General features: G+C 61.5%; 23 protein-coding genes. 19 read left to right on the top strand and 4 right to left on the bottom strand.

Annotated features, from left to right (window positions below; all coding sequences use genetic code 11):
- Nucleotides 1–42 precede the first annotated feature (42 nt).
- Nucleotides 43–966, top strand: a complete 924-nt coding sequence (locus tag KZ491_RS12375; protein ID WP_222566156.1) for a LysR family transcriptional regulator — start codon at nucleotides 43–45, stop codon at nucleotides 964–966.
- On the opposite strand, the gene KZ491_RS12370 is transcribed toward KZ491_RS12375, so the two are convergent.
- On the bottom strand, nucleotides 963–1,964 hold the full coding sequence (locus KZ491_RS12370; RefSeq protein WP_222566155.1) for an integron integrase: 1,002 nt from the start codon (nucleotides 1,962–1,964) through the stop codon (nucleotides 963–965). The genes KZ491_RS12375 and KZ491_RS12370 overlap by 4 nt on opposite strands.
- 306 nt (nucleotides 1,965–2,270) lie before the next feature.
- Here KZ491_RS12370 and KZ491_RS12365 point away from each other — a divergent pair, with 306 nt between their 5' ends.
- The 13 genes from KZ491_RS12365 to KZ491_RS12305 all read left to right on the top strand — a co-directional run bounded on the left by KZ491_RS12365 (nucleotide 2,271) and on the right by KZ491_RS12305 (nucleotide 12,210).
- Entirely contained in the window at nucleotides 2,271–2,576 is a 306-nt protein-coding gene (locus KZ491_RS12365) for a hypothetical protein (protein WP_246606823.1), read from the top strand.
- Between the two features lie 64 nt (nucleotides 2,577–2,640).
- A complete protein-coding gene (locus KZ491_RS12360; protein WP_222566153.1) occupies nucleotides 2,641–3,057 on the top strand; it encodes a ribonuclease E inhibitor RraB in 417 nt (138 codons plus the stop codon).
- A gap of 388 nt (nucleotides 3,058–3,445) precedes the next feature.
- The gene (locus KZ491_RS12355; protein ID WP_222566152.1) at nucleotides 3,446–3,895 is read left to right on the top strand and encodes a hypothetical protein; all 450 of its coding nucleotides are present in this window, start codon (nucleotides 3,446–3,448) and stop codon (nucleotides 3,893–3,895) included.
- 109 nt (nucleotides 3,896–4,004) lie between these two features.
- Nucleotides 4,005–4,958 (top strand): hypothetical protein, encoded by a 954-nt coding sequence (locus KZ491_RS12350; RefSeq protein ID WP_222566151.1) that lies wholly within the window; start codon nucleotides 4,005–4,007, stop codon nucleotides 4,956–4,958.
- 605 nt (nucleotides 4,959–5,563) lie between these two features.
- Nucleotides 5,564–6,037 (top strand): GNAT family N-acetyltransferase, encoded by a 474-nt coding sequence (locus KZ491_RS13000; RefSeq protein ID WP_222566150.1) that lies wholly within the window; start codon nucleotides 5,564–5,566, stop codon nucleotides 6,035–6,037.
- A gap of 33 nt (nucleotides 6,038–6,070) precedes the next feature.
- Nucleotides 6,071–6,598 (top strand): hypothetical protein, encoded by a 528-nt coding sequence (locus KZ491_RS12340; RefSeq protein WP_222566149.1) that lies wholly within the window; start codon nucleotides 6,071–6,073, stop codon nucleotides 6,596–6,598.
- Nucleotides 6,599–6,722: 124 nt separating this feature from the next.
- Complete coding sequence (locus KZ491_RS12335; protein ID WP_222566148.1) at nucleotides 6,723–7,334, top strand: DUF1294 domain-containing protein; 612 nt, start codon at nucleotides 6,723–6,725, stop codon at nucleotides 7,332–7,334.
- Between the two features lie 600 nt (nucleotides 7,335–7,934).
- On the top strand, nucleotides 7,935–8,471 hold the full coding sequence (locus KZ491_RS12330) for a TlpA family protein disulfide reductase (RefSeq protein WP_222566147.1): 537 nt from the start codon (nucleotides 7,935–7,937) through the stop codon (nucleotides 8,469–8,471).
- 619 nt (nucleotides 8,472–9,090) lie between these two features.
- Nucleotides 9,091–10,302 (top strand): chromate efflux transporter, encoded by a 1,212-nt coding sequence (gene chrA, locus KZ491_RS12325; protein ID WP_246606821.1) that lies wholly within the window; start codon nucleotides 9,091–9,093, stop codon nucleotides 10,300–10,302.
- Nucleotides 10,303–10,388: 86 nt separating this feature from the next.
- Entirely contained in the window at nucleotides 10,389–10,703 is a 315-nt protein-coding gene (locus tag KZ491_RS12320) for a cupin domain-containing protein (protein ID WP_246606820.1), read from the top strand.
- 114 nt (nucleotides 10,704–10,817) lie between these two features.
- Complete coding sequence (locus KZ491_RS12315) at nucleotides 10,818–11,132, top strand: hypothetical protein (RefSeq protein WP_222566146.1); 315 nt, start codon at nucleotides 10,818–10,820, stop codon at nucleotides 11,130–11,132.
- A 127-nt stretch (nucleotides 11,133–11,259) separates the two neighbouring features.
- On the top strand, nucleotides 11,260–11,613 hold the full coding sequence (locus tag KZ491_RS12310; RefSeq protein WP_222566145.1) for a DUF3147 family protein: 354 nt from the start codon (nucleotides 11,260–11,262) through the stop codon (nucleotides 11,611–11,613).
- A gap of 252 nt (nucleotides 11,614–11,865) precedes the next feature.
- Nucleotides 11,866–12,210, top strand: coding sequence for an MliC family protein (locus tag KZ491_RS12305; RefSeq protein WP_222566144.1), 345 nt, complete (start codon nucleotides 11,866–11,868; stop codon nucleotides 12,208–12,210).
- A gap of 85 nt (nucleotides 12,211–12,295) precedes the next feature.
- On the opposite strand, the gene KZ491_RS12300 is transcribed toward KZ491_RS12305, so the two are convergent.
- The 3 genes from KZ491_RS12300 to KZ491_RS12290 form a co-directional block, all read right to left on the bottom strand.
- Complete coding sequence (locus KZ491_RS12300) at nucleotides 12,296–13,855, bottom strand: FAD-binding oxidoreductase (protein ID WP_222566233.1); 1,560 nt, start codon at nucleotides 13,853–13,855, stop codon at nucleotides 12,296–12,298.
- A gap of 85 nt (nucleotides 13,856–13,940) precedes the next feature.
- Nucleotides 13,941–15,599, bottom strand: coding sequence for an alpha/beta hydrolase (locus KZ491_RS12295; protein WP_222566143.1), 1,659 nt, complete (start codon nucleotides 15,597–15,599; stop codon nucleotides 13,941–13,943).
- Nucleotides 15,596–16,603, bottom strand: coding sequence for an NADP-dependent oxidoreductase (locus tag KZ491_RS12290; protein WP_222566142.1), 1,008 nt, complete (start codon nucleotides 16,601–16,603; stop codon nucleotides 15,596–15,598). The genes KZ491_RS12295 and KZ491_RS12290 overlap by 4 nt, the downstream gene beginning before the upstream one ends.
- A 140-nt stretch (nucleotides 16,604–16,743) precedes the next feature.
- On the opposite strand from KZ491_RS12290, the gene KZ491_RS12285 reads away from it, so the two are divergent.
- From KZ491_RS12285 to zapE, 5 genes are all read left to right on the top strand, one after another.
- Nucleotides 16,744–18,402 carry a carboxylesterase/lipase family protein gene (locus KZ491_RS12285; protein ID WP_222566141.1) on the top strand — a complete coding sequence of 553 codons (1,659 nt, stop codon included), beginning with the start codon at nucleotides 16,744–16,746 and terminating at the stop codon, nucleotides 18,400–18,402.
- Nucleotides 18,403–18,446: 44 nt separating this feature from the next.
- The gene (locus KZ491_RS12280; protein ID WP_222566140.1) at nucleotides 18,447–20,609 is read left to right on the top strand and encodes a TonB-dependent receptor; all 2,163 of its coding nucleotides are present in this window, start codon (nucleotides 18,447–18,449) and stop codon (nucleotides 20,607–20,609) included.
- A gap of 193 nt (nucleotides 20,610–20,802) precedes the next feature.
- Entirely contained in the window at nucleotides 20,803–21,318 is a 516-nt protein-coding gene (locus KZ491_RS12275) for a c-type cytochrome (RefSeq protein ID WP_222566139.1), read from the top strand.
- A 95-nt stretch (nucleotides 21,319–21,413) separates the two neighbouring features.
- Complete coding sequence (locus tag KZ491_RS12270; RefSeq protein WP_222566138.1) at nucleotides 21,414–22,121, top strand: alpha/beta hydrolase; 708 nt, start codon at nucleotides 21,414–21,416, stop codon at nucleotides 22,119–22,121.
- On the top strand, nucleotides 22,114–23,238 hold the full coding sequence (zapE, locus tag KZ491_RS12265; protein WP_222566137.1) for a cell division protein ZapE: 1,125 nt from the start codon (nucleotides 22,114–22,116) through the stop codon (nucleotides 23,236–23,238). The genes KZ491_RS12270 and zapE overlap by 8 nt, the downstream gene beginning before the upstream one ends.
- Nucleotide 23,239: the final 1 nt, after the last annotated feature.

The raw sequence follows: 23,239 nt of genomic DNA, 5'->3' as shown, positions 1-23,239 counted from the left end.
GTCTGCGCCAACCCGTTAGCGGGACGTCAACAACCGGACGTTGTGATCGCCTATCCTGCCGCCATGGATATCCGGCAGCTTCGCTACTTCCTTGCCGTCGTCGAGCATGGCAGCTTTACCCGCGCCGCCGCGATGACCGGTCGCACCCAGCAGGCGTTGAGCAAGGGCATCGCCGCGCTGGAACAGCAATTGGGCGCGCGCCTGTTTGAGCGTGGCTCGCGCGGCGCCCGTCCGACCGCCGTCGGCCGACTGCTGCTGGACCACGCGCGCACCGCCGACGCCACCCTGCGCACCTTCGAACAACGGCTGCACGAACTGCAGACCGGCACCGAGGGCGAGATCCGTATCGGCACCGGCCCCACCGCCGCCGGCTCGGTTGTCGCCCCGGCAGTGCTCGCGTTACGCGCGGCATGGCCCCGACTGGGCGTGCGCGTCACGGGTGGCGTGCTTCCCGAATTGCTGCCCGCCCTGCTGGCGCGCGAGCTGGACGTGGTCGTCGCCCTGGACACCATGCTGGAAACCGACCCTCGACTGCACCGCGACCTGCTGGTGAACGACGAATACCGGATCATGGCCAGCTCCTCCCATCCCCTGGCCGGCCGCGCTGAGCTGACCGCGGCCAATCTGCTGGAGCATCCGTGGGTGATGGGTCGACGTCTAGGCGAGGTGGAAGCCCAGTTCCGCCAGCGCTTTGTGGACGCCGGCCTCAGTCCGCCCGTGCAGTCGCTGGAATCATCATCACTGGACTTCGTGCGAACCCTGGTCCGCGACGGCGGCTACCTGACCCTCCTGCCGTCCCGCCTGGTGCATGTCGAGCTGGGCTCGCGGCAGTGGACGCAGCTGGATGTGGCGGGATTCTCCTGGGAGCGCCCTCTGGTCGTCTACACCCGGCTGGGCGAACCGCAGTCGGATCCGCAGGCCCGGTTGCTGCAAGCACTGCGAAATGCAGCCGAGCAAGCGGCCTAGCGATCCAGCGGACTGAGCACACCGGAACCGCCACGATTCAGGACATGGGTGTAGATCATGGTGGTCGATACATCCGAGTGACCCAGCAGCTCCTGAATCGTGCGAATGTCCGAGCCCGACTCGAGCAGATGCGTCGCGAAACTGTGCCGGAGCGTGTGGCATGTGGCGTGCTTGCCGATACCGGCGGCCTGTACCGCAATCCTGACCGCTCTTTGCAGGTTCTTCTCGTCCACATGGTGACGTCGAACGATCCCCGAGCGCGGGTCCACGCTGCGCAGGCGCGACGGAAACACGTATTGCCAGATCCACTCGCGGGCCGCATTGGGGTATTTGCGTGCCAGAGCACCCGGCAACCACACCGATCCGTGGCCCACGGCCAGATCTCCCTCATGGAGCATCCTGGTTTGGACGAGATGCGTCTGCAGAGCCGCGACCGCCCTGGCGGGCAGCATGGTTCTCCGGTCCTTGCCGCCCTTTCCGCGCCGCACGAGGATCTCCCGGCGCACAAAGTCGATGTCCTGAACCCGCAAGCGCACGCACTCCATCAGCCGGATACCTGAGCCGTAGAGCAGACTGGCCATCAAGTGGTGGACGCCGCTCATCTGGGCCAACAAGCGCGCCACTTCCTCAACGGTGAGGACCACCGGCAACCGCTCGGGTCGTTTGGCGCGCCGGATATTCTCCATCCATGGCAGGTCCTGCCCAAGCACCTCGCGGTACAGAAACAGCAGCGCGGACAACGCCTGGTTCTGGGTCGAAGCGGCCACCTTTCCGTGCACCGCCAGCCGGGTAAGAAACCATTCCACCTCCCGCTCGCCCATCTCGCTCGGATGACGTTTTCCGTTCGCCAAAATGAAGCGGCGAATCCAGCTGACGTAAACCTCCTCGGTACGAATCGCCAAGCCGCGACGACGAATGCGCGCCCGGACCTGGTCCAGCAGCCGGGGGGCGTGCGGCTCAGGCGTTGCACCGCCCGAGCTCGGGTGCGAATATCCCATCGCATTGTCCTTTTCCGGAGGAAGTCCCAGATTAGACACAGGGATTAGGCCCCTTCGCTCAGGGGATGTGGCTGATTTCTGTAGGACTACGGCTGGAAACTCGGACCGGACTATCCGGATTAGACACAAGGAATAGGCACCACTTTGGTGTCTAATAGGTGTTAGACGGCAAAGGGCGGTAGGTGTATGGCTAGGAATGCATTCCTTGTAACTGGTGCTGCGCTCAGCGCATCCGCGGCGCTATTGCACCTTGGCTGCATCGCTTTTGGCGCGCCGTGGTATCGATTCCTCGGTGCTGGTGAGCAGATGGCACAACTGGATCTAGCCGGCCATTGGTACCCGACGGTAGCCACGCTAGTGATTTCATCCATTCTGCTGTTGTGGTCGATCTACGCGCTGTCCGGTGCCGGCGTCATACGCAAGCTTCCGTTACTTCGTATCGCGCTTGTTGCGATCACTGGTGTCTACATCCTCCGGGGATTCGCTGCTGCCCCGCTTATGCGCTACTTCCCTGGCAACAGCATGACATTTTGGTTCTGGAGCTCTGCTATCTGCTTGGCCTTTGGCATTGTCCACTTCATAGGCATCCGGCAGGTATGGGCGCGCCTGTGACGTACCTGCGGTCTAACTGGTCGTTCAAGCCGAACCCCCGAAGTCCCATTTTCAGGCAGGTTCGTTGCTCAATTTCCGCCAATCTTCGGACTACGTGCCGGGGGTCGGCTTAACTACGGTGTTAGGGGTGCATGTGACGGTTCTTGATTCCTTGATGCAAAATGCAGAATCGGATATAGACCTGCTCCGCAAGCTTGACTCGCAGGGCGATGACTTTGCCGTGCCTCGTGATGTGGAGTTCATGCTTCGCTGCCCGTCCGCTGAAAAGGCTGACCTTGCCGCTGACTTCATTAACGACTACCAGTTCGGGGTTGCGGCAACACAGGAGTCGGACGGTGAGCATCAAGTTGTCGTAGTTGTAAACATGCCCATACAGCAGCACGCCATACTTTCGGTTTCTGGCTTCATGGTCTGCATCGGTGAGCTTTTTGGGCTTGAGTGTGACGGCTGGGGTTGTATCGTGCAAAAGCAGCACCCCTAATAATTCATTCAAGCCGAACTTGCTTCGTTACATCAAAAGCGTGGCATAAAAAGCCTGCCACGCTTTTGCCTCCACTACGCAAGTCGGCTTAATTCAGGTGTTAGGCAACATTAATGACCACTTCGCAACGTCGTTATGTGGCACATCTCGACATACTCGGGATGTCTTCGATCATGGACAAAGATCCAGAAGAAGCCTGGTCCATGCTCTCCGCACTAGTAGACGCACGAGACTCCTCTACCAACGTGACCCTTGAATTTGAGGGGCTTAGCGAACCTATTCATGTTCCTGAGCGCGTAAAAGCGGTCACCTTTCTGACACCGTCTTTCTATTCACTCGCAGCGACAGAGAGGCTGATCTTCGGGCTCTCACTATCGTAGTGGCCCAGATGTTCAACAACTCTTTGTACAACCGTGTACCAATACGCATCGGCATAGCTAAAGGAACGCTCTTCGTAAACCTCGAACGCTCAATGTTTGCAGGGCCCGCTCTTGTGGAGGCATATCATGTTGGCGAGTCTTGTCAGTGGCTCGGCGCCACATTCTCTCCCTCGGTCGCTTCGGACATTCGAGCTCTTGGCCTAACGACAGGATCGAGTGAGGTGGTCGTATCTTGGCCTGTTCCAATGAAGAACTCGGTTGAAAATCTAGTTGTTCTGAACTGGCCCGCGATGATGGCTCATCAACTAAAAGTGGAACCTCCGTTCACTACGGAGAGCTTCTATCAAATATTTGAACCGACATTCGGCTCTTTCGCTGACTTGCCTCAGGATGTTCGCGTCAAGTACGAGAACACAGTTGCGTTCTTCAACGCGCAGTACTCGGCACATGTTGCCTAACTATTCGTTCAAGCCGAGACCGCTTCGCGGCTCGGCGCATGCGCTATCGTGTAGCACACTGCCAAGCCGCTACGCGGTCCGGCTTAACTCAGGTGTTAGGCGTCATTCAATGGACATCGTCTATCTCGATCAGAACAAGTGGATAGACCTCGCTCGTGTACGCGCCGGCAAATCACGAGATTCCAATACGACTATCGCGTACAACCAAGCTCTGAAGGCTGTCGGTGCAGGACATGTACTTTTCCCTTTGTCAGCATCTCATGTGCTTGAAACTTCAAAGCGAAATGACCCAGCTAGTCGGGCAGCATTGGCAGAAACACAAGCCCAACTCAGTCGTGGATACGCGTACCGCAGTCGATCAGGTCGGCTACACGTCGAGGTTCGATCTGCACTCCATCGGATATTCAGCACTCCGGAACCAGAATTACCAGAAAACTGGGTAATTGCTCATGGCTTCTTGCAGTCCTTCGAACCTACGGACACGCTTATAGCAACAGAGTCGGAGACGCACAGGGTCATTCGCCTAAATAAGCTCATAGATCCCGCGGATCAGTACGTGAGATACATGAAGAATCAAGATGATAGTACTCGCCGAGAAGCGCACAAGAAATTAGCAGCTTCGGCAGAATCCGCAGTTGCGGAAATTGAAAAAAGGCGCGCTAGGCTAGCCGGTGAGACAGTTGATATGCGCCGTCGGGCCTACTCAGCCCAGCTCTTCATCGATCACCAGGACCTATTCATTCGAATAGCCAACACTATGGGACATCCTTTTGAGCAGATCCAAGCGCTTGGAGAAAGAGCCGTCCGTGCGCTCATAGAGGATGTTCCAACCCTGAACGTAGAAGCACAAATGGCAGCTCGTCTTGAATCCAAAACTGGGATTCTGACGACAAATGACCTATTTGACATGCAGTCCTTTTACACCGCAATCCCATATTCAACGCGCATCATTGCGGAAAAGAGTTCCGTCTCTATGGCGCAACAAGCCAAGCTTGATATTCGGTATGGTGTCGTAGTGTCGAATTCGCTTGAGTCTCTAATTGATGTGTACCCAGAGGAATGACGCCCAACTAATCATTCAAGCCGAACCCGCGAAGTCCCATTTCCAGGCAGACGCGTGGTTCGATTTCCATCAGCACCCGACCCACACGCGCTGCGGGTCGGCTTAATTCCGGTGTTAGGGCTCGTATGGACAACCCGCTGACTGCAACTCTAGCTCGGCAGCGACGACGTCTGCTGCAGAGCTATGTGGTGCACGTCATCTGGTTCGTGGCAATGATCGCTACCGCAATAGCGCATACTTCCAAGGCGGTCGCTACAACCTCCATCGGGCTTGCCCTCATTACTATTCCTCCAGTGATCGTATACGCCGCACTTGTTCATAAAACCTGCCGTGCCATTGATCCGAGCTCTAGAACCATTGGGCTGATTCCCATGATTCTGATGACAATCTTCCTGACCCCATTTGAGTCGGGATTAATCGTGCCGGCAAAGAATCTGATGCTGTCGGCCAAGATACTTAGGCAGTTGCGGTCCCCCGAGCCGAGCCCTAACGAGTCATTCAAGCCGAACCTGCGACGTCCCATTTCCAGGCTAACTCGTGGCTCGACTTCCATCCGCACGCGACCCACGCGTCGCGGGTCGGCTTAATTCCCGCGTTAGGCGGCAATGCAGCTCTCACTTCGACCGGCGGGTGATGACGACCGCACGTTCTGCGAGGATCTCAATCGCCGCAACATGTCAGCTTATCTTGCTTCGCGCCAGATTCGCTGGGACAGCGGCATTTACTCCGCAAGCTGGTCGGAGTTTGAGAATCTGATAATCCTAGAGCGGACAGACGCGGTCGGCCTTATCAGACTAGCGCATGAGACTGATGCACTTGCCATCAGAGACCTACAGGTTCTTCCCGAGCATCAAGGTCGTGGCATTGGCAGTTGGGCCATACAGCAAGCTCTGATCATTGCCGCTAAGCGCCGCACTCGGCTACTGCGGCTCCGCGTGTATCAAGAGAGCCCTGCTAGGCAGTTGTATGCTCGGCTTGGCTTCAATGTACAGTCTGTCATCGGTGGCACCGTACACATGGCATACGAGTTGCCGCCTAACCAATCATTCAAGCCGAACCCACTGCGTGGGTCGGCTTAACTTAGGCGTTAGGTACCACAGGAGAGATCCGCCGTGCCGAAATGGATTTTTGCGTTCATCCAGTTTGTGCCTCTTTCACTGTTCGCAACCTACGCCTTCTGGAGCGGAACCCCGGATGAATCTCGTTGGGAGATGGCATTCAAGCTAGCGTCGCTGGCAGCCATCATTCAACTCGCCATCATTGTTCCGCAGCGCCGCCCTACCAATCGCCTCATCCTGGCCGCAAACCTCTATTTATTGCTCGGCGGGCTTGCGTTCCTTACCCATCAGTGGTGGTTCCTCAAGCTTTACAATTCGCTTCAAGAGGCTGCTATTTTCATCCTTATGTTGGCGGTAGGCATTGTTGCTACGCTCACAAGTGCTGCCGGCTACATCGGTGCTCAAGGATCGCCCAGGCGCGCATCGCTCGTTCTGCTGTTCGCCACAGCCCTGGCTCTCATGTTTGCTCTAGCGTTCCGCGGCGACCGCTACTTGGCTGCTGTGTATCCGATCATTGGCCTCGGGATCTTGCAGCGTGTACTCCTGCACCGGGCTAACAAGACGCTGTCGGGCGGCGCCTAAAAGTTTCGAGCCGAACCCGCGAAGTCCAATTTCCAGGCAGGCTCGTGGTTCGGTTTCCATCAGCACGCGACCCACGCGTCGCGGGTCGGCTTAATTCCGGTGTCAGCTGCCACATGGACTTTCCATGCGATTTGTAGGACGAATTTCCGACTGGAACGAAGACAAAGGCTACGGCTTTGTTACGCCACATGACGGTGGAGACCGCGCCTTTGTTCATATCAAAGCCTTCCAGTTCGGGTCTCGTAGGCCAGTTGATGGCGACCTCATCACATACGCGGCAGCAAAAGATGCCCGGGGCCGAACAAACGCAACAGATGTACGGCACGCCGGTCAGAAGATCCAGCAACCTAAGCCATATAGGCCATTGCCGCGGCGGGCTCTTGGTGTATTTTTCTTGGTTGCAGTCACACTCGGCATGCTCTTCGGCGGCGTCCCGGCGGCGATTACAGTCGGCTACATGTTACTTAGCTGCGTGTCCTACATCATGTATTCACTGGACAAGGCTGCCGCTGGCAAAGACATGCAACGCACTCCAGAAAGCACGTTGCACCTACTAGACTTGCTTGGTGGTTGGCCAGGTGCACTCATTGCGCAGCAACAGTTTCGCCATAAGACGGTAAAGGCGTCGTTTCAGCAGGCCTTCTGGGTTACGGTGCTCCTCAACATCGCAGTTGTTGCTTGGCTTGTGCATAGCGGCCTTGCACACTCAATAACAGCTGCGCTGCTTGGCGGCTAACTGGGCGTTCAAGCCGAACCCCCGAGGTCCCACTTTCAGGCAGCGTCATTGCTCAATTTTCGCCAATCTTCGGACTACGTGCCGGGGGTCGGCTTAACTACGGTGTTAGCCCTCACAGGAAGTGTCATGGCTATTCAACGATGCGTTAACTGCGACGAAGTTATTGAGGCTGGCTACTCCGTGTGCTGGAGCTGCGGCACTCACCTAGACGGCACGCCTCGGGACGCTTTATTTGTCCCTGACAGCCTCCCGAGCCTGCCTCGGGATGAACCGCTCTCTCGCGATCTAAATTGCTTACGATGTGCCACACCTATGTCCGTCGTCGATCGCATCAAGATCCATGAAGGCACACGTGCTTGGCCGCTCCTCTTCGGCCGCTTAGGCGAGCTCCTTGTCAGCCGTTCGACGTTCGACACATACGCATGCGCCACTTGCGGAAAGGTCGAGTTTTTTGTGGCAGAGTGAGCCCTAACTGGTTATTTAAGCCGAACCCGCGAAGTCCCATTTCCAGGCAGACTCGTAATTCGGATTCCATCAGCATCCGGCTCACGCGTTGCGGGTCGGCTTAATTTCGGTGTTAGGCCGCTAACGGAGACTCATATGCGCCTGTTGTCAGCTCTTCTGGTGCTAGTTGCAATTTCAATAACTTCACCTCTTTACGCGCAAGAACAGTCAGAGGCCCCGTATAAGCCTGTAAATGGCCTGAAGCTCACCGTTGGCCAACCCGTTCCCGACTTCCCAGGGCCAGCAAATCTTGCTTCATTTCGTGGAAAGCCACTGATCATCAATTTTTACAGCGCCTATTGCCCGCCGTGCATTCGGGAAATTCCAAAACTCAATGCCCTGAAACAACTCAATCCAGATCTGCAAGTGTTGGCCGTCACACCCGATCCGCCAGAAGACGCTGCCGCCTATACCAAAGATCGCTTCCTAGCATGGTCGATCGCCGCTCCCGGCCAGGATTACGTGTTTGAGACACTCGGGATCAAAGTGTTCCCTGTATTCGCAATTATCGACGAGAGCGGAAATTTGGTGAGCGCCACATACGCCAATGAACTTGGCGGAGAGGACGGTCACGCCACTCTTGCGGGTATATCAAGTTGGATCGAATCTTCACTGTCAATCAAGATTAAATAGGGCGCGGCCTAGCTATTCGTTCAAGCCGAGCCCGCTTCAGGCCCGTCTGCACCCAGGTATTAGACATCACTCATCAACAAGGAGCCGTTATGAAGAACCTCATTGCCGTTGCTTTGCTTTCAGTGTCATCGCTCGCCGTCGCCAGCCCCAGCGCACCTGTTTAGCTTGACGCATGGAACAATGCTCGGCCCGACGTACAAGTTGCTGTGAGCCGTGGCTCTGCTGAAAACACGTATAACCTTTCCGCTATTGTTTCGGACTTGCGCACTGGACAGGTGCTGTCCGAGCCAAAGCTTGTCGCAGCGGCGGGAAAGCGCGCACAGGTTGAGGTTGGTGCGACTGGTGCCTCTGGGATGATGAGCGTCGAGTTCACCGTGACAGTAGACGAGTCCGGAGACACCGCAGCGTACTCTTCGCAAGTTAAAGACAACGGCGTTGTAATTAGCTCGCAAAGCACAACGCTCGCCGTTACACCCTAGTTTATCTAACTGGTCGTTCAAGCCGAACCCCCTAATTCCCATTTACAGGCATAATCGTGTCTCGATTTCGGCCAACCTCCTGCCTACTTCGGGTATCTGCTTAACTACAGTGTTAGCCGTCAAAGCACTATCTTGATCGCATGATTAAAGATCAAAACAATTCGATGCGTTCAGGAAGTGCGCTAGAGGTGGCGTCAGCTTTTCTGAAGCTTGGCCTCACATCATTCGGCGGGCCAATCGCCCATCTTGGCTACTTCAGGACTGAATTCGTCGAGCGTCGTCGTTGGCTCAGTGAGGATCAGTTCGGGCACCTTTTAGCTATCTGCCAGTTTTTACCAGGCCCAGCCAGTAGCCAGCTAGGCTTTAGCATTGGTTTGCTACGCGCGGGTTGGCTCGGCGGGCTCGCTGCCTTTCTGGCCTTCACTCTGCCTTCGGCCATCTTGCTCGTTGTATTTGCGGCATTGTTACCGGTTCTATCCGGACCAGCCGGGCAGGCGACCGTTCATGGTCTGAAGATTGTGGCTTTTGCAGTGGTTGCAGACGCAGTTTTAGGAATGGCCAAGAAAATCTGCACCGACAGACCACGGCGCACCATCGCTCTGCTTTCTGCCGCAGTCCTGCTCCTACTCGGATCAGCAATAGCTCAGCTCGCCGTTGTGGCATCCGCTGCACTAGCCGGTCTGCTCATCCTTCGCAGCAACATGGAATCTGATGAGCCTAGCCGGATTCGAGTTCCGTTCGGAGCGAGAACTGGCATCATGCTTATTGCGTTATTCGTAGGGTTGCTATTTGTCCTACCTGTGCTGGCCACCGCAGAATCAGGATTGCTACCTGTCGCCGGAGCTTTCTATCGTGCCGGCGCACTAGTTTTTGGGGGCGGTCACGTCGTCCTTCCGTTGCTTCAGGATGCCGTGGTTTCCTCAGGCTGGGTTTCGTCTAATGAGTTCCTGGCAGGCTACGGTGCGTCACAGGCCATTCCAGGTCCAATGTTTGCTTTTGCGGCATATCTTGGCTCCATAATTTCATCAACTGAGAACTCATATCTGACAGCGGCAACGGCACTAGCCTTCCTGTTTCTGCCGGGGTTGCTACTGGTCGCAGGAGTTCTCCCGTTCTGGCAAGCGCTCTCTCACAATCGCACAGCACGGAACGCGATTTCCGGCATCAATGCAGCCGTTGTAGGCTTGTTAGGCGCGGCGCTCTATGATCCGATTTTCACAACAAGCATTACCGGCTCAATAGACTTTGTAATCGCCCTAGTTGCCTTTGGCCTGATGGTGGCTTGGCGGGCTTCTCCGCTCGTCGTAGTGCTGTGGTGCGTATCTGCAAGTGTTGTGGCAGTTTTGGTGTAGCCAAGACAACAACCGATTGACGGCTAACGATTCGTTCAAGGCGAGACCGCTTCGCGGTCCGGCTTAACTCAGGCGCTAGACACTGCATGAAAGTATTTCGTAGCAGCACGTTCACAGCTGACCGGCCCTGGGGTTCGGTGGATATCGCGAACATGGGCGGTGTGACCACTCGACTTCACTGGTCAGACCAGCCGTACAAGTGGCATATCAATGACGGTGAGGAGGTTTTTGCCGTCCTCGCTGGGCGAGTGGAGATGCGTTTCCGTGACAACAGTGGTACAGAGCAACGCACGCTCTTAGAGACTGGCGATGTGTTCTTTGCGTCAGTTGGTACCGAGCATGTTGCAATTCCGGTCGGGGAAGCGAGAATTCTGGTCGTGGAGCGCGAGGGCAGCATCTAACTTCTCATTCAAGCCGAATCCGCGAAGCCCCATTTCCCGACAGAGTCGTGGTTCGATTCCCAGCATCGCCCAATCCCCGCATCGCTGGTCGGCTTAAACCCAGTGTTAGACCGCATGGAAGCGCTACTCGCCATCGTTCAACTACTCCTCGTCCCGGTCCTTCTGGGCGTCGCCTTGACTATTCGCTTCGCGGGAACTTCAACGCCGTTGAATGGTGTTGACTACGGCCGCGTCACCGATCCCTCTGCCCTTCACCGATGGGCCGGAAACCGATTGCTTGTCCTGCCGCTCGGCTACGCTATGTCAGGCGTAGCCTCTTTACTCCAGCCTTCTCTAGCGCTCCTTGCGTTCATGGCAATGGTGCTAGTTGTCTTGGGTGTGGCAATCTGGGTGACGCTCGGCGCCGAAAGCTTCCACGCTTCGCTCTAACTGGTCATTCAAGCCGAACCCGCGAAGTGTCATTTCGAGGCAGGCTCGTGATTCTGTCTTTATCATCAGCCGGCTTGCACGTCGCGGGTCGGCTTAATTCCGGTGTTAGACAACTTTGGAGATCGCTGTGGGCTGGCTAATTACCAAATACATGCTCACCGCGGCCGTAGTCGTCCTGGTGTCTGAGGTAGCAAAGCGAAGCGACAAGATTGGCGGCTTCATAGCTGCGCTACCACTGGTGACCTTCCTGGCGCTTATCTGGCTCTACGTCGAGAAGCAGCCGGAAGCGAAAATTGCGAACCACGCGTGGTACACATTCTGGTATGTGGTTCCGACACTGCCGATGTTCCTGGCATTTCCAGTATTACTTCCCCGTATCGGATTCTGGCTCAGCATGCTGTCCAGCATCGGGATAACTGTTGTTTGCTTCGGCTTATTTGCTCTCGTTGTGCGTCACTTCGGCATCGAGTTGCTGCCGTGAGCTACTTAAAAAAAACTGGTCATTCAAACGGAGACAGCGTCGCCCCTTCTTAAAGTTTCGGGCGCTAGCCGCCTGGGAGCTCCGCGAGCCGGATTCGGTTTGACCGCGGAGACTTCCCACGACAGCGCGGTCACGCGCGATTTGCTCAGATGCCTCAGTAGCGTGCTGGTCACCCGCTTGCCATGTGTCGGGCAAGCGAATGCGCTGGAGCAATCCGGCGAGTGGCGGCACGATCCACCAAAGAGGCTCACCATGAAAATTCTTGCTCCTGTTGCTTTCGCATCCGTTCTTCTGCTTTCTGCGTGCGCGACCGCGCCGCAGACTCCCGCGGGCTCGGCGTCGGCCACCCACAATTACCGCTGCGAAAGCGGCCAGACGATCGCCGCCAGCTATCCCACCACCGACTCGGCGACCGTCCAGTACAAGGGCGAAAGCCACAACATGGCGATCGCGGTGTCCGCCAGTGGCTCGCGCTACGTGGGCGGCGAGATGGAGTGGTGGACCAAGGGGTCGGGCACCGGCTCCGAGGGCACGCTCTTCCGCCACATGGCGGACAGCACGACGGGCGAGGTCATCGAGCGCTGCACCGCCATCTGATCCAGACCGGATCGCTCTAGTGATGTGACCCCGGGCGCCGCAGTCCATGCGCAGCGGCGCCCGGGACGCGGTTACCCGCCGTGGCTCAGCGTCCGAGGACGCCGGGGTTCATCAGACCCTTCGGGTCGAGTTGCTGCTTGATCGCATCCAGCATCGCCAGCGCGGCCGGGTCGCGACCTTCGCGGTACGTGTAGAACTTGCCGATCTGGAAGCTCGCCGCACCGTGCGCGCGCATGGTGTCAGCGATCTTGCGCTTGAGTGCGTCGGTGGCTGCGCGCGCCGGCAGGTTCTCACCGGGGCAGCCGATCTTGGCACGGTGCTCCGGGTCCACGGTGCGGACGTGGAAGGCGTTGTGCGAGTCGGGCCAATAGATGCACGGTTCGATCAAGGTCGCCTGTGCGCCCACGGTGGTCATCAGGGTGCCGATGAACAGGCCGTGCTCATCCATCACCGCCTTCTCGGCAGCGAACAGCTCCTGCAGGGCGTTGAACAGATCGGTGCTGCGCGAGTGCGGCACGATGCCGTGGATAGGTGCCCAGCGCTCCCCGGCGGATCCGAGCATGGCGTTCTTGGCCGCGAACGGGTTGGCCGCCATCACCTTGGGCACACTGTTCTCAACCTCCTTGCCGAATGCCGCGACCGCCTTGCGGGCCGCCGCCACGCGCGCGCTGATCTCGCCCTCCGAGTCGCCCTCCAGGGTGATGTGCAGGGTGAACAGGTCGGGGTCGAGGAAGTCGCGGCCCTTGGTGACCAGCTTCAGACCCTGCATGAGCCCGCCCTTCTTGATCACGTTGCCAAGGCTTTTGACATCGCTGCTCAGGCTGGCCCGACGCATGCGGATCTGCGAGAGGCTGGGATCGAACGCGGCAATCTCCGACGCGAGTCCGGCGCGGGCCAGTGCACCCATGGCGTCCATCAACTGGTCGGCGCGTTCGAACTGCCACGACAGGTAATCGATGTGCGAATGCCTGGGCAACAGACGCAGGCTGGCGCGGACCTTGATGCCGAGCAGGCCGCAGTCGCCCAGGAACACGCCGGTCAGATCCGGGCCGTGCCAGCGGAAGAACGGCGTGGCATTGCCCGAGGCCGCCGAGCCGGTGCGCAGGATCTCGCCATTGGCGGTGACCACTTCCAGTCCCAGCACGGAGTCGGCCGAGGAACCGTAACGCGCGGAGCCATGGAACACGCTGCCCTGGGACAACGCCCCGCCGACGGTCGCGTGCGAGCCGGACATCGGACCGAAGTACGGCGTCCGCACGCCCTTGGCTTGCAGCGTCTTCTGCAGGGCTTCCCAGGTGACGCCCGCCTCGACCACCACGTAGGCATCCTGGACGTTGATTTCCACCACCTTGTCCAGGCCGCCGGTGTCGATCAGCACCGTGGGCTGGCGGGTGGCGAGGTAGCCGCCGGTGTAGCTCATGCCGCCGCCGCGGGCAATCAGGGTGACCCCGGCCGCGGTCAACTCCGCCACGGCAGCGGCGAGCTGCTCCGCGCTGGTGGGGCGCAGGACCGCCAACAGCGGTTCGCCCTGCGAGTAGACGTCGGTGCCGAAATACTCGAGTTCGGTGGGATCGGTGATGACGCCGTCGCCCCAGCGGGTTTTCAGTTCGGCGATGACGTGATCGGGGGAGAGCGTGGTGCTCATGGGGAAGTCCTCGTAGGTCGTTGAGTCGCTCCGCGCGTTGCGCGGTTGACGGGCGAGTGGGTCAGGAGCTGCGGAAGGAACTGGATCAGGAATGGGATGTGTCGGGTTGCTGGTTCAGCAGCGCGGCGGCGCGGCCAAGATAGTCGTCCGCGCTGGCTGAACTACCGGCTGCCAGCGGCACACCCAGCGCGCTAAGGCGACCGGCCAAGCCGGGCGCGGCGGCCTCGCGGAACATCGGCTTGCAGCGCTCGCCGAGACGCAACAGTTCCACCACGTTCGCGTTGACCTGAGCCGGCGTCGGCGCGGCGACGGTACGGCGGGCGGCGGCGGACGGTGCGAGCCACGGCCACATCAGGTGACGTTCGCGCTCCCACTGCCATGCCTCATCAAGGTGGCCACCGGCGCGCAGCAGCCGCGGATCGGGCAGTTGTGCCAGCAGGGTCGCGGTCTCATCGCCCTCCAGCAGCCACGGCCGGTGCAGCACGATCCGCTGCAGGCGTTCACCCAGCGCCACCGCCAGCGCCGGCACGTAGCCTGCGGCCGCGCCATGGCTCTCGATCGTCACCGGGAGCCGTCCCGGCACCGTACCCAGCGTCGCCAGGATCGCGCTCACCATGGTCCGGACATCCAGGTCCGCGTCGATCTCGGACGAGCCGCCGTGTCCCGGAAGGTCCGGCGCGACCACCGCTGCCGTGCCCGCTGCCAGCGCCGCCGGCCCCAGCGGCCGCTCGCCGAGGGCATGCAGCACCAGCCGCAACGAATCCACACCGTCGCGGGACCAGAGCGCGACGTCCCCCACCGCACAGGCGACGATGCGACGCGACCAACCGGAGCCGTCAGGACCTCCGGAAGGATCACGGACGCCATCGCCGTCTGCGTCGGAGGATGCGCCGCTGCCCGTCACGCTGGCCGGCGCTTCAGTTGCCAGGGCGTCGCCAAGCAGCGCGTCCATGCGTGCGTGCATGCCCGCGATGCCGTTCTCCTCGACCGTGGCCTGCACATGCGCAGGCAGCGCCGGCAGGCGCGGCAGGTGGGCCAGGAGCGGGTCGCCGCGGCGGAACACCAGCAGCGACGGCGGCTGCAGGGTGGAGAGGAACCCGTGTTCTACGTGCCTGAAGGCGGCACCGTAACCGGCCCGGTACGCATCGCCGACCTCCAGCACGTCCATCACCGCCTCGTGGGTGCTGGCGGTGGTGTGCGGGTCGATCGCCATCGCGGCTTCGGCGCGGTCGTCGTACCAGGGGAAGAAGTACTTCTGCTCGCGCATCCGCGACCACAGCCAGCGCAGGTGTGAGCCATCCCATGCGGGCACGAACGGCGGCAGGTAGCGGTCGCCGTAGAGCGCGCTTTCCTCCCGGGTGAAGGCGGCATAGCCATCCACCACCAGCGCGCTGACCCGCTCCGGATAGGCGGCCGCGACCTGGGCGGCGACCAGCCCGCCGGTGTGCATGCCAAACACCGCGAAGCGATCGATGCCCAGCGCGTCCAGCACCGCGACGGTGGCCGTGGCGAGATCGGCGATGGACGGCTCAGCAATCTCGAGCGGATCGGAATAGCCGAAGCCAGGCGTGTCCGGCGCGATCACGGTATAGCGATCGGCGAAGCGCGCGATCATGTCCAGCCACATCCGCGAGTTCTGCGGGGACTGGTGCAGCAGGACCAGCGCCGGGCCTTGGCCGGCATGGCGCAGGTGCACGTGCCGCTGGCCGATGCGAACGAAGCGACGATGGATGCACACGCTCATGACGCCAACCTCACCAGTGACTTGCCCAGATTCTGCCCCGACATCATCGCGACGAAGGCGGCCGGCGCGGCGGCCAGGCCGTCGCTGATCGACTCGCGATACTGCACGCTGCCGTCGCGCACGAGCGGGGCGACCTCGGCGGTGAACTCGTCGAACCGCGCCAGATAGTCGAATACCACCAGGCCCTGCAAGGTCGCGCGGGCACCGATCACCGGGCCCAGATTGGGGCCGGGTGGACGCTCCGCCTGGTTGTACTGCGCACTCAAGCCGCACAGCACAACGCGCGCGTGCGGTCGCAGCAGCGACAGTGCCGCTTCCAGCACCGGCCCGCCGACGTTGTCGAAATACACGTCGATTCCTTCCGGACACGCCGTGCGCAGGTCCTCGGTGAACGTCGGGCTGAGGTGGCTGACGCACTCCTCAAACCCGTACGCATCGCGCGCGATCGCGCATTTCTCCGGCAGCCCGGCGATGCCGACGGTGCGGCAACCGGCAAGGCGCGCCAGTTGCCCGGCCACGCTGCCCACGGCGCCGGCAGCGGTGGAGATCAGCACGGTGTCGCCCGGCTGCGGCCGGCCGATGGTCTTCAAGCCGGCCCAGGCGGTAAGGCCGGGAATACCCAGCACGCCGAGCGCTGTGGACAGCGGAGCCAGGTCCGGATCCACCTGGCGCAGGGTATCGACCGCGGCGACCGCGTAGTCGCACCAACCCGTATCACCGACCACCCAGTCGCCCACGGCGAAGCGGTCACTGGTGCTTTGGACGACCTGCGACACCGCCCCACCGGGAACCATCTCGCCCAGATCCGGGCGCGGCACGGCGTACCGGCCGGCCAGCAGCGGGCGCAGATACGGGTCGATCGAAAGCCACTGCGTACGCAACAGCACCTCGCCTGCGCGAAGTGCCGGCAACGGCCGCTGGTCGAGGCCGAAATCCGCCTCTCGCGGCATGCCGTCGGGGTAGCGCAGTACCTGCACCACCTGCCGCTCATGGGGTATCGCCATGCACCACTCCTGATCGTTCCGACGTGACACTTCGCTGCTGTATCGGGTTACTTGGTCCGCGCCAGACCTCCTTTGCGACGCTGGACAGGGAGGATATTCAGCTGCCGTTGATTGTCCGGACATTTATCAAGATACTCGGATTGACATCCCTCGCCAACGGTGATTCCTCGATGGTCCACAACTCCTGGTACGCATTCCGAGCTCGCCCGGTCGCGCTCGCCCTGTCGGTAGCGCTGGTGGCCACGTTGGCGGGGTGCTCCACCTCGACCGATCATCCCGCCGCGCCAGCCAATGACATGCTGGACGCTGCGCCGCTGGTGCGTACCGTCGGCGGCGACGTGCGTGGGTTCGTCGACGACGGCATCAGCGTGTTCCGCGGCATTCCGTTTGCCGGCGACGTCAGTGGCGAAGGTCGCTGGCGCCCACCCGGTCCGGCACCGCGGTGGCAGGGTGTACGTGACGGCACCCGACACGGTCCGATCTGTGCGCAATCGAAGCGCGAGAAGGATGGTGTCTCCGAGCCATGGCTGGCGGAGTTCGACATGCAGGAGGACTGCCTCAACCTCACTGTCTACAGCCCGCGCGTTCAGCCGGACGCCAAGGCGCCGGTGATGGTCTGGATCCACGGCGGCTTCGCCCGTATCGGCAGCGGCTCGCGTTACGACGGCAAGTCCTTGGCGAAACACGACACGGTGGTGGTCACCATCAACTACCGCCTCGACCGCCTCGGCCTGTTCGCTCACCCGGCGCTCAGTGCCACCCAGCCCGACGAGCCGCTGGCCAACTACGGTTTGATGGACATGACGGCCGCGCTGCATTGGGTGCAGGACAATATCCAGGCGTTTGGCGGCGACCCGGACAATGTGACGATCTTCGGCCAGTCTTCCGGCGGTGTGGCGGTGACCGCGCTGATGGCCTCGCCGATGACGCGCGGGCTCTACCACCGTGCCATTGCACATAGTGGCGCGATGGCCAACCTGGAGCAGGAGCGTCACGTGTCACGTGATTACCCTGACTCGCCGTCGCTGGAAAAGGATGGCGTGGCGACCGCGCAGGCACTCGGGATCAACCCGGCCGGCGACGTCCCCGCCCAGCTGCGGGCGCTGCCGTGGGAGTCGATCATCGCGTACTCCGACACGCAGGCCGCAGGCGCCCTGGTACCGGTCACCGATGGCCGGTTCCTTACCGGCAACGTCGACCGTACCTTCGCCGAGGGTCGCCAGAACCCCACGCCGCTGATGATCGGTTCCACCAGCTGGGAAGAAAGCCTGGTGGTCCCCTTCAATCTGCCGTTGCAGGCCATCCTGCGCGCCGTCCCGGCAGACACGGTGCGCGCTGCCAATCCGGGCGTCGACGACAAGACCCTGGTGGGCGAGTGGTTTGCCGATACGGCCTTCAATGCGCCCGCGCATTTCCTCGCGCGCCAGGTCGCCGCGCACGGAGAACCGGCATGGGTCTACCGCTTCGCCCACGTCAGCGACGGAAGCGAAAACAGGAACGCAGGCGCGGCGCATAGCGAAGACCTCCCCTACCTGTTCGAGCTGGTCGCACAGCCCTCGCTGACCGGCGACGAGACCGGCCAGGAGATGGCACGCATCATGACCGGCTACTGGACCAACTTTGCCCGCAGCGGCAATCCCAACGGCCCCGGGCTGCCGGAGTGGACCCCCGCCGGTGATGACAACCTCGAGCTGATGGTGCTGGACGTTCCACCAGTGATGCAGAAAGACCCGTTTTCCGATCGGATGAATTACCACCTGCAACGCTACGAGAAGATCCTGGCTGCGCCGCCTCGCTAACCGTTGCTCTCCTGGCCTCCCCACATAGAAGGTGATCCATGCACATGCCCCACCTGCACACACGCACGCTCACCCTCGCCGTCGCTGCCATTCTGGCGCCCGGGATTGTGGCGGCCCAGGAAGCAAATCCGCAGGATGCGCCCCAGCCCTCGGCAAACCGTTCGGCGACCCAGCTTGACGCGGTCACCGTCACTGCCCAGCGCCGTGAGGAATCGCTGCAGAAAACTCCGGTAACGATCACCGCGCTCAGCGCCGAGGAGCTGGAACTCCAGCAGGTGATGCGGATCGACGACCTCAAGTTCAGCGTTCCGAATGTGGTGATCGAGCCCAACACCGTCACCAGCAGCGGTGCAAAGATCTACCTGCGCGGCGTGGGCACCGACGACTCGCTTTTCACCACTGACCCGGCCGTCGCGATCTACATCGATGACGTGTACATCCCGCGTCAGACCGGAGCGATGTTTGATCTTTACGATGTCGAGCGCATCGAGGTGCTGCGCGGACCGCAGGGCACTCTGTACGGCCGCAACGCCACCGGTGGAGCGATCCGCTACATCACCAAGAAGCCCAATGGAGAATCCACCGGTGAGATCTCCGGGCAGATCGGCAATCTGGGCCGTGCTGATCTGCGGGTTTCCCTGAGTGAGCGTTTGGGCGAATGGGTCGACTTTTCCGCCGCCGCACTGACCCGTAACCGCGACGGCATTAGTCGGGATGTCACCAACGATCGCGACGTCAACGATCAGGAAGTCTATGCGGCACGGATGGGTTTCGGATTCCCGGTGGGCGAGCTGACCCGCGCCACGGTGAACATCGATCATGTCAAGGAGCGTTCCGGCCCGGTGTATGCGACCAGTGTGATCCGCGACCCGGTCACCACCCCGAGCGGCGCCGTGCGCCCGGTGAACGACCCGGATCGCAACTACTACACGCTGGAGACGGATCTGGTGCCGGGCAAGAACGATCTGGATCAATCCGGCATCGCGATCACCCTGGAGACGGATCTGGGAACCGTGTTCTGGCGCAACATCCTGCACTACCGCAGCCTCGATAACCTGCTGTACGCCGACGTGGACGGCACCGCCCAGCGTCGTTTCCACCTGCTGCAGGACCAGAGCCAGAGCCAGCGGGGCTTCGAGACCCAGCTGATCTCACAGGGCACCGGACCGTTCACTTGGACCGGGGGTCTGTTCGCCTTCTTTGAAAGCAATGACCAGCCGACCCGCCAGGACAACTTCGTTACCGGCCCGACCAACTACGTCGGCCAGGACACAAAGGCGTTTGCGGGCTATCTGCAGGGCTCCTATCAATTTGACAGCGGATTTGGCCTCACGGTCGGCGGTCGATACAGCCATGAGCAGAAGCGGTTCACCATCAACTCTGTGCTGCCCAACGGCACTCCCAACTACGCGGTGATGCGCAAGGAGAGCTGGGCCAAGCCCGACTGGAAAATCGTCCTGGATTACGACTTCACCGATTCGGTCATGGGTTACGCCAGCGCCGCCACCGGCTTCAAGAGCGGGGGATTCAACGGACGCGCGGCGTCGGTGGCCCAGCTAACCAGTGTGGATGAGGAATCCGTGCTGTCCTACGAGCTGGGTCTGAAGTCCCAACTGCTCGACGATCGGGTCCGGTTGAACGTGAACTACTACCGCAACGACTACTCCGATCTGCAGCTGACAGCATTCAATGACGTCGGGGCACTGGTACTCAGCAACGCGACCGACACCCTGATCCAGGGTTTCGAAGGCGAGTTGCAGGCGATCCTCACCGACAATTGGCAGATGCATGCCAGCGTCGGCACCATCGACGGGGAATATCGCGGCTTCAGTGATGCGAACCGGCCCGCGTTTGAAGGCAAGAACCTCAAGCAGGCCCCGAAGGTGCAGTGGACCATCGGCACCACCAATACGATGCCTCTGGCGGGCGGCAATCTGGTGTTCTCCGCCCAGGCGCATCACTCCGACAAGTACGAGCTGCAGCAGGACAACTCACCGCTGGTCTACACCAAGCCCTACACCTTGGTGGACGCCCGTCTGTCGTGGGAGCCCGCCGACGCCAAATGGATGGTGGCCGCCTGGACGAAGAACGCCACGGATGTGGAATACATGACCGGTGGCTTCGATATCCCCGGGCTCGGCATGGCCGCCGCCTACATGAACGTCCCGCGCACCTACGGCATCGATTTCGGCTACCGCCTGTGGTGAGCGCAGACAGACCGGGGCACGCGCGAGCGCTGCGTCGCTCCGGACGGAGTGAACGGGTCGCAGAACATCCATTCCCGTCGCCCCTACTTGTCTGGCCGGCAACGCTTTATACTGGCCCGCGGCCGCTTGATTGCGGATTTTTGTTGGATGTCGACGCGCGCCCCATCGCGGGGAGCGCCCAAAAGGTGGGACCGTGCGCAATTACGACCTTGATTTCCTGAAAAGATTCTCATTGGTGATCGGCTTCCTGATCGTGCTCAGCCTTGGCCTGGTGGCCGGTGCGCGCATCATCAGCAACTCGCTTCCCTACGACGAGCCGGAGAATTTCGCGCAACGAACCGTGGAGCGCATCGCTCCCGTCGGTGGCGTGTATGCCGGCAGCACCGGGGCAGCGGCAGCGGCAGCGGCGGCATCCGCAGCGGCAGCGGCGGCGTCTTCGCAGGTCGCCTATGGCGGCACGCTGGATGGTTCGGTGATCTTCGAAGGCCTGTGCACGGGGTGCCACGGCTCAGGCGCCGGTGGCGCGCCGACGATGGACCAGGCCCACTGGTCGGCGCGTATCGCCCAAGGCATGGATACCTTGCACAAGCACGCCATCGAGGGCTACACCGGCAGCGCCGGCCTGATGCCGGCTAAGGGCGGCAATCCGGCCCTGACCGACGAGCAGGTCATCGCCACGGTCGACTGGATGATCGAGAACCTGAAGTAACGCAGCACCAGCTTGTCCGGTCCGCTGACAAGGCCGCCTCCGGGCGGCTTTGTCGTTTCCGGGCTGCCCAGCGTCGCAACGCTTATCATGGGCGGATGGACAACCCCGCATTTCCGCACGACCCGGAGTTCCAATCCGGCAAGCCGGTCGCCATCACCTTAAATGGCCCCGCCGGCCCCCTCGAGGCCGTCGTGGAAGGCCCGGAGGCCGACGTCGATCCACGCCCGGTGGTGATGGTGATCTGTCACCCGCTGCCCACCGAGGGCGGCACCATGCACAACAAGGTCGTCACCATGACGGCGCGCGGCCTGCACCAGTCCGGCGCCACCACCGTCCGCTTCAATTTCCGTGGTGTGGGCGCGTCCGCCGGCCACTTCGACAACGGCAACGGCGAAGCCGATGACCTGCGCGCCGTCGGGGCTTGGGTCCGCGCGCAGCGTCCGGACCATCAGCTGTGGCTGGGCGGTTTCAGTTTCGGCTCCTATGTCGCCTTCCAGGTCGCCAGCGAGGTCGAGGCCGGGCTGCTGCTGATGATCGCTCCGCCCGCCGGCCGCCGCGGGTACCGCTTCGACAGCATTCCGGCTTTCGACGGCCCCTGGGTGGTGATCCAGGGTGAGACCGACGATGTCGTGGATCCCGAGCAGGTGTATGCGTGGGCGGACGGCTTCGACCAGCCACCCGAGCTGGTTCGCATTCCGGACGCCAGCCACTTCTTCCACCGCAAGCTGATCGACCTGCGCGGCGCGGTGAAACACGGGATCCGCCCCTACCTGCCCGCGGCGAAGCCTGCCACCGATGCTTGATACCGTCGTGACGGCTGACGCCGGCGCGCTGCCCGGCGTGCGCTACCGGGCCGGCGTTGCCCGTGGCGAATGGGATGCAGACCCCGCCCAGCTGCCGGCGCTGGCCGAGCTGGACCGCATCCACGCCGCGCTGCTGGAACCCCCTTCGCGCGGCCTGCTGCAACGCCTTCGCAAACAGCCGCCGACGCCGGTACCGGGGTTGTATCTGTGGGGCGGCGTCGGCCGCGGCAAGACCTTCCTGGTCGACCTGTTCTACGAGGGCCTGCCGATCGAGGCCAAGCACCGCACCCATTTCCACCGCTTCATGCGCGACGTGCACGCACGCCTGCGCGAGCACGCCGGCGAGCGCGATCCGCTGGCGTCCATCGCCCACGCCGCGGGACGCCGCTGGCGGGTACTGGTGCTGGACGAGTTCTTCGTCACCGATATCGGCGATGCGATGCTGCTGGGCCGCTTCATGGAGCAGCTGTTTGCCAACGGCGTGGCTCTGGTGACGACGTCCAACACGGCTCCGCAGAACCTGTTCAAGGACGGCCTGCAGCGCGAGAGCTTCCTGCCGGCGATCGACCAGATCCAGCGGCACTGCCACGTCCTGGAGCTGGTCAGCGACCAGGACTACCGGCTGCGCGCGCTGACCCGCTCGCCGGTGTACCGCGCGCCGCTGGATGCCGCGGCCGACGCGTGGCTGGCGACGCGCTGGGAAGAGATCACCGGCGATGCGCCGCGCGAGGACGGCCCGCTGCATATCGAAGGACGCGACATCCCGGTGCGCGGCATCGCCGAGGGCCACATCTGGTTCGACTTCGACGCCCTGTGCGACGGCCCGCGCGCCACCGGGGACTACATCGCCATAGCGACCCGGTTCCACACCGTGCTGCTGGGCCGAATCCCGGTATTCGATGGCGGCAATGACGACCCGGCGCGTCGGTTCGTCAACCTGATCGACGAGCTCTACGACCGCAACGTCAACCTGGTCTGCACCGCCGCCGCCGATCCCGTCGGCCTGTACACCGGCCATCGCCTGGCCGGTCCGTTCGAGCGAACCACCTCGCGCCTGATCGAGATGCGCTCCACCGAGTACCTGACCAACCCGCACCGCGATGGAACGGGCGGATAAT

The sequence above is a fragment of the Novilysobacter antarcticus genome (assembly GCF_019802285.1).
Lineage (GTDB): Bacteria > Pseudomonadota > Gammaproteobacteria > Xanthomonadales > Xanthomonadaceae > Novilysobacter > Novilysobacter antarcticus.
The sequence above is the reverse complement of the archived record's forward strand: the minus strand, read 5'-3'. Positions and strand labels throughout refer to the sequence as shown.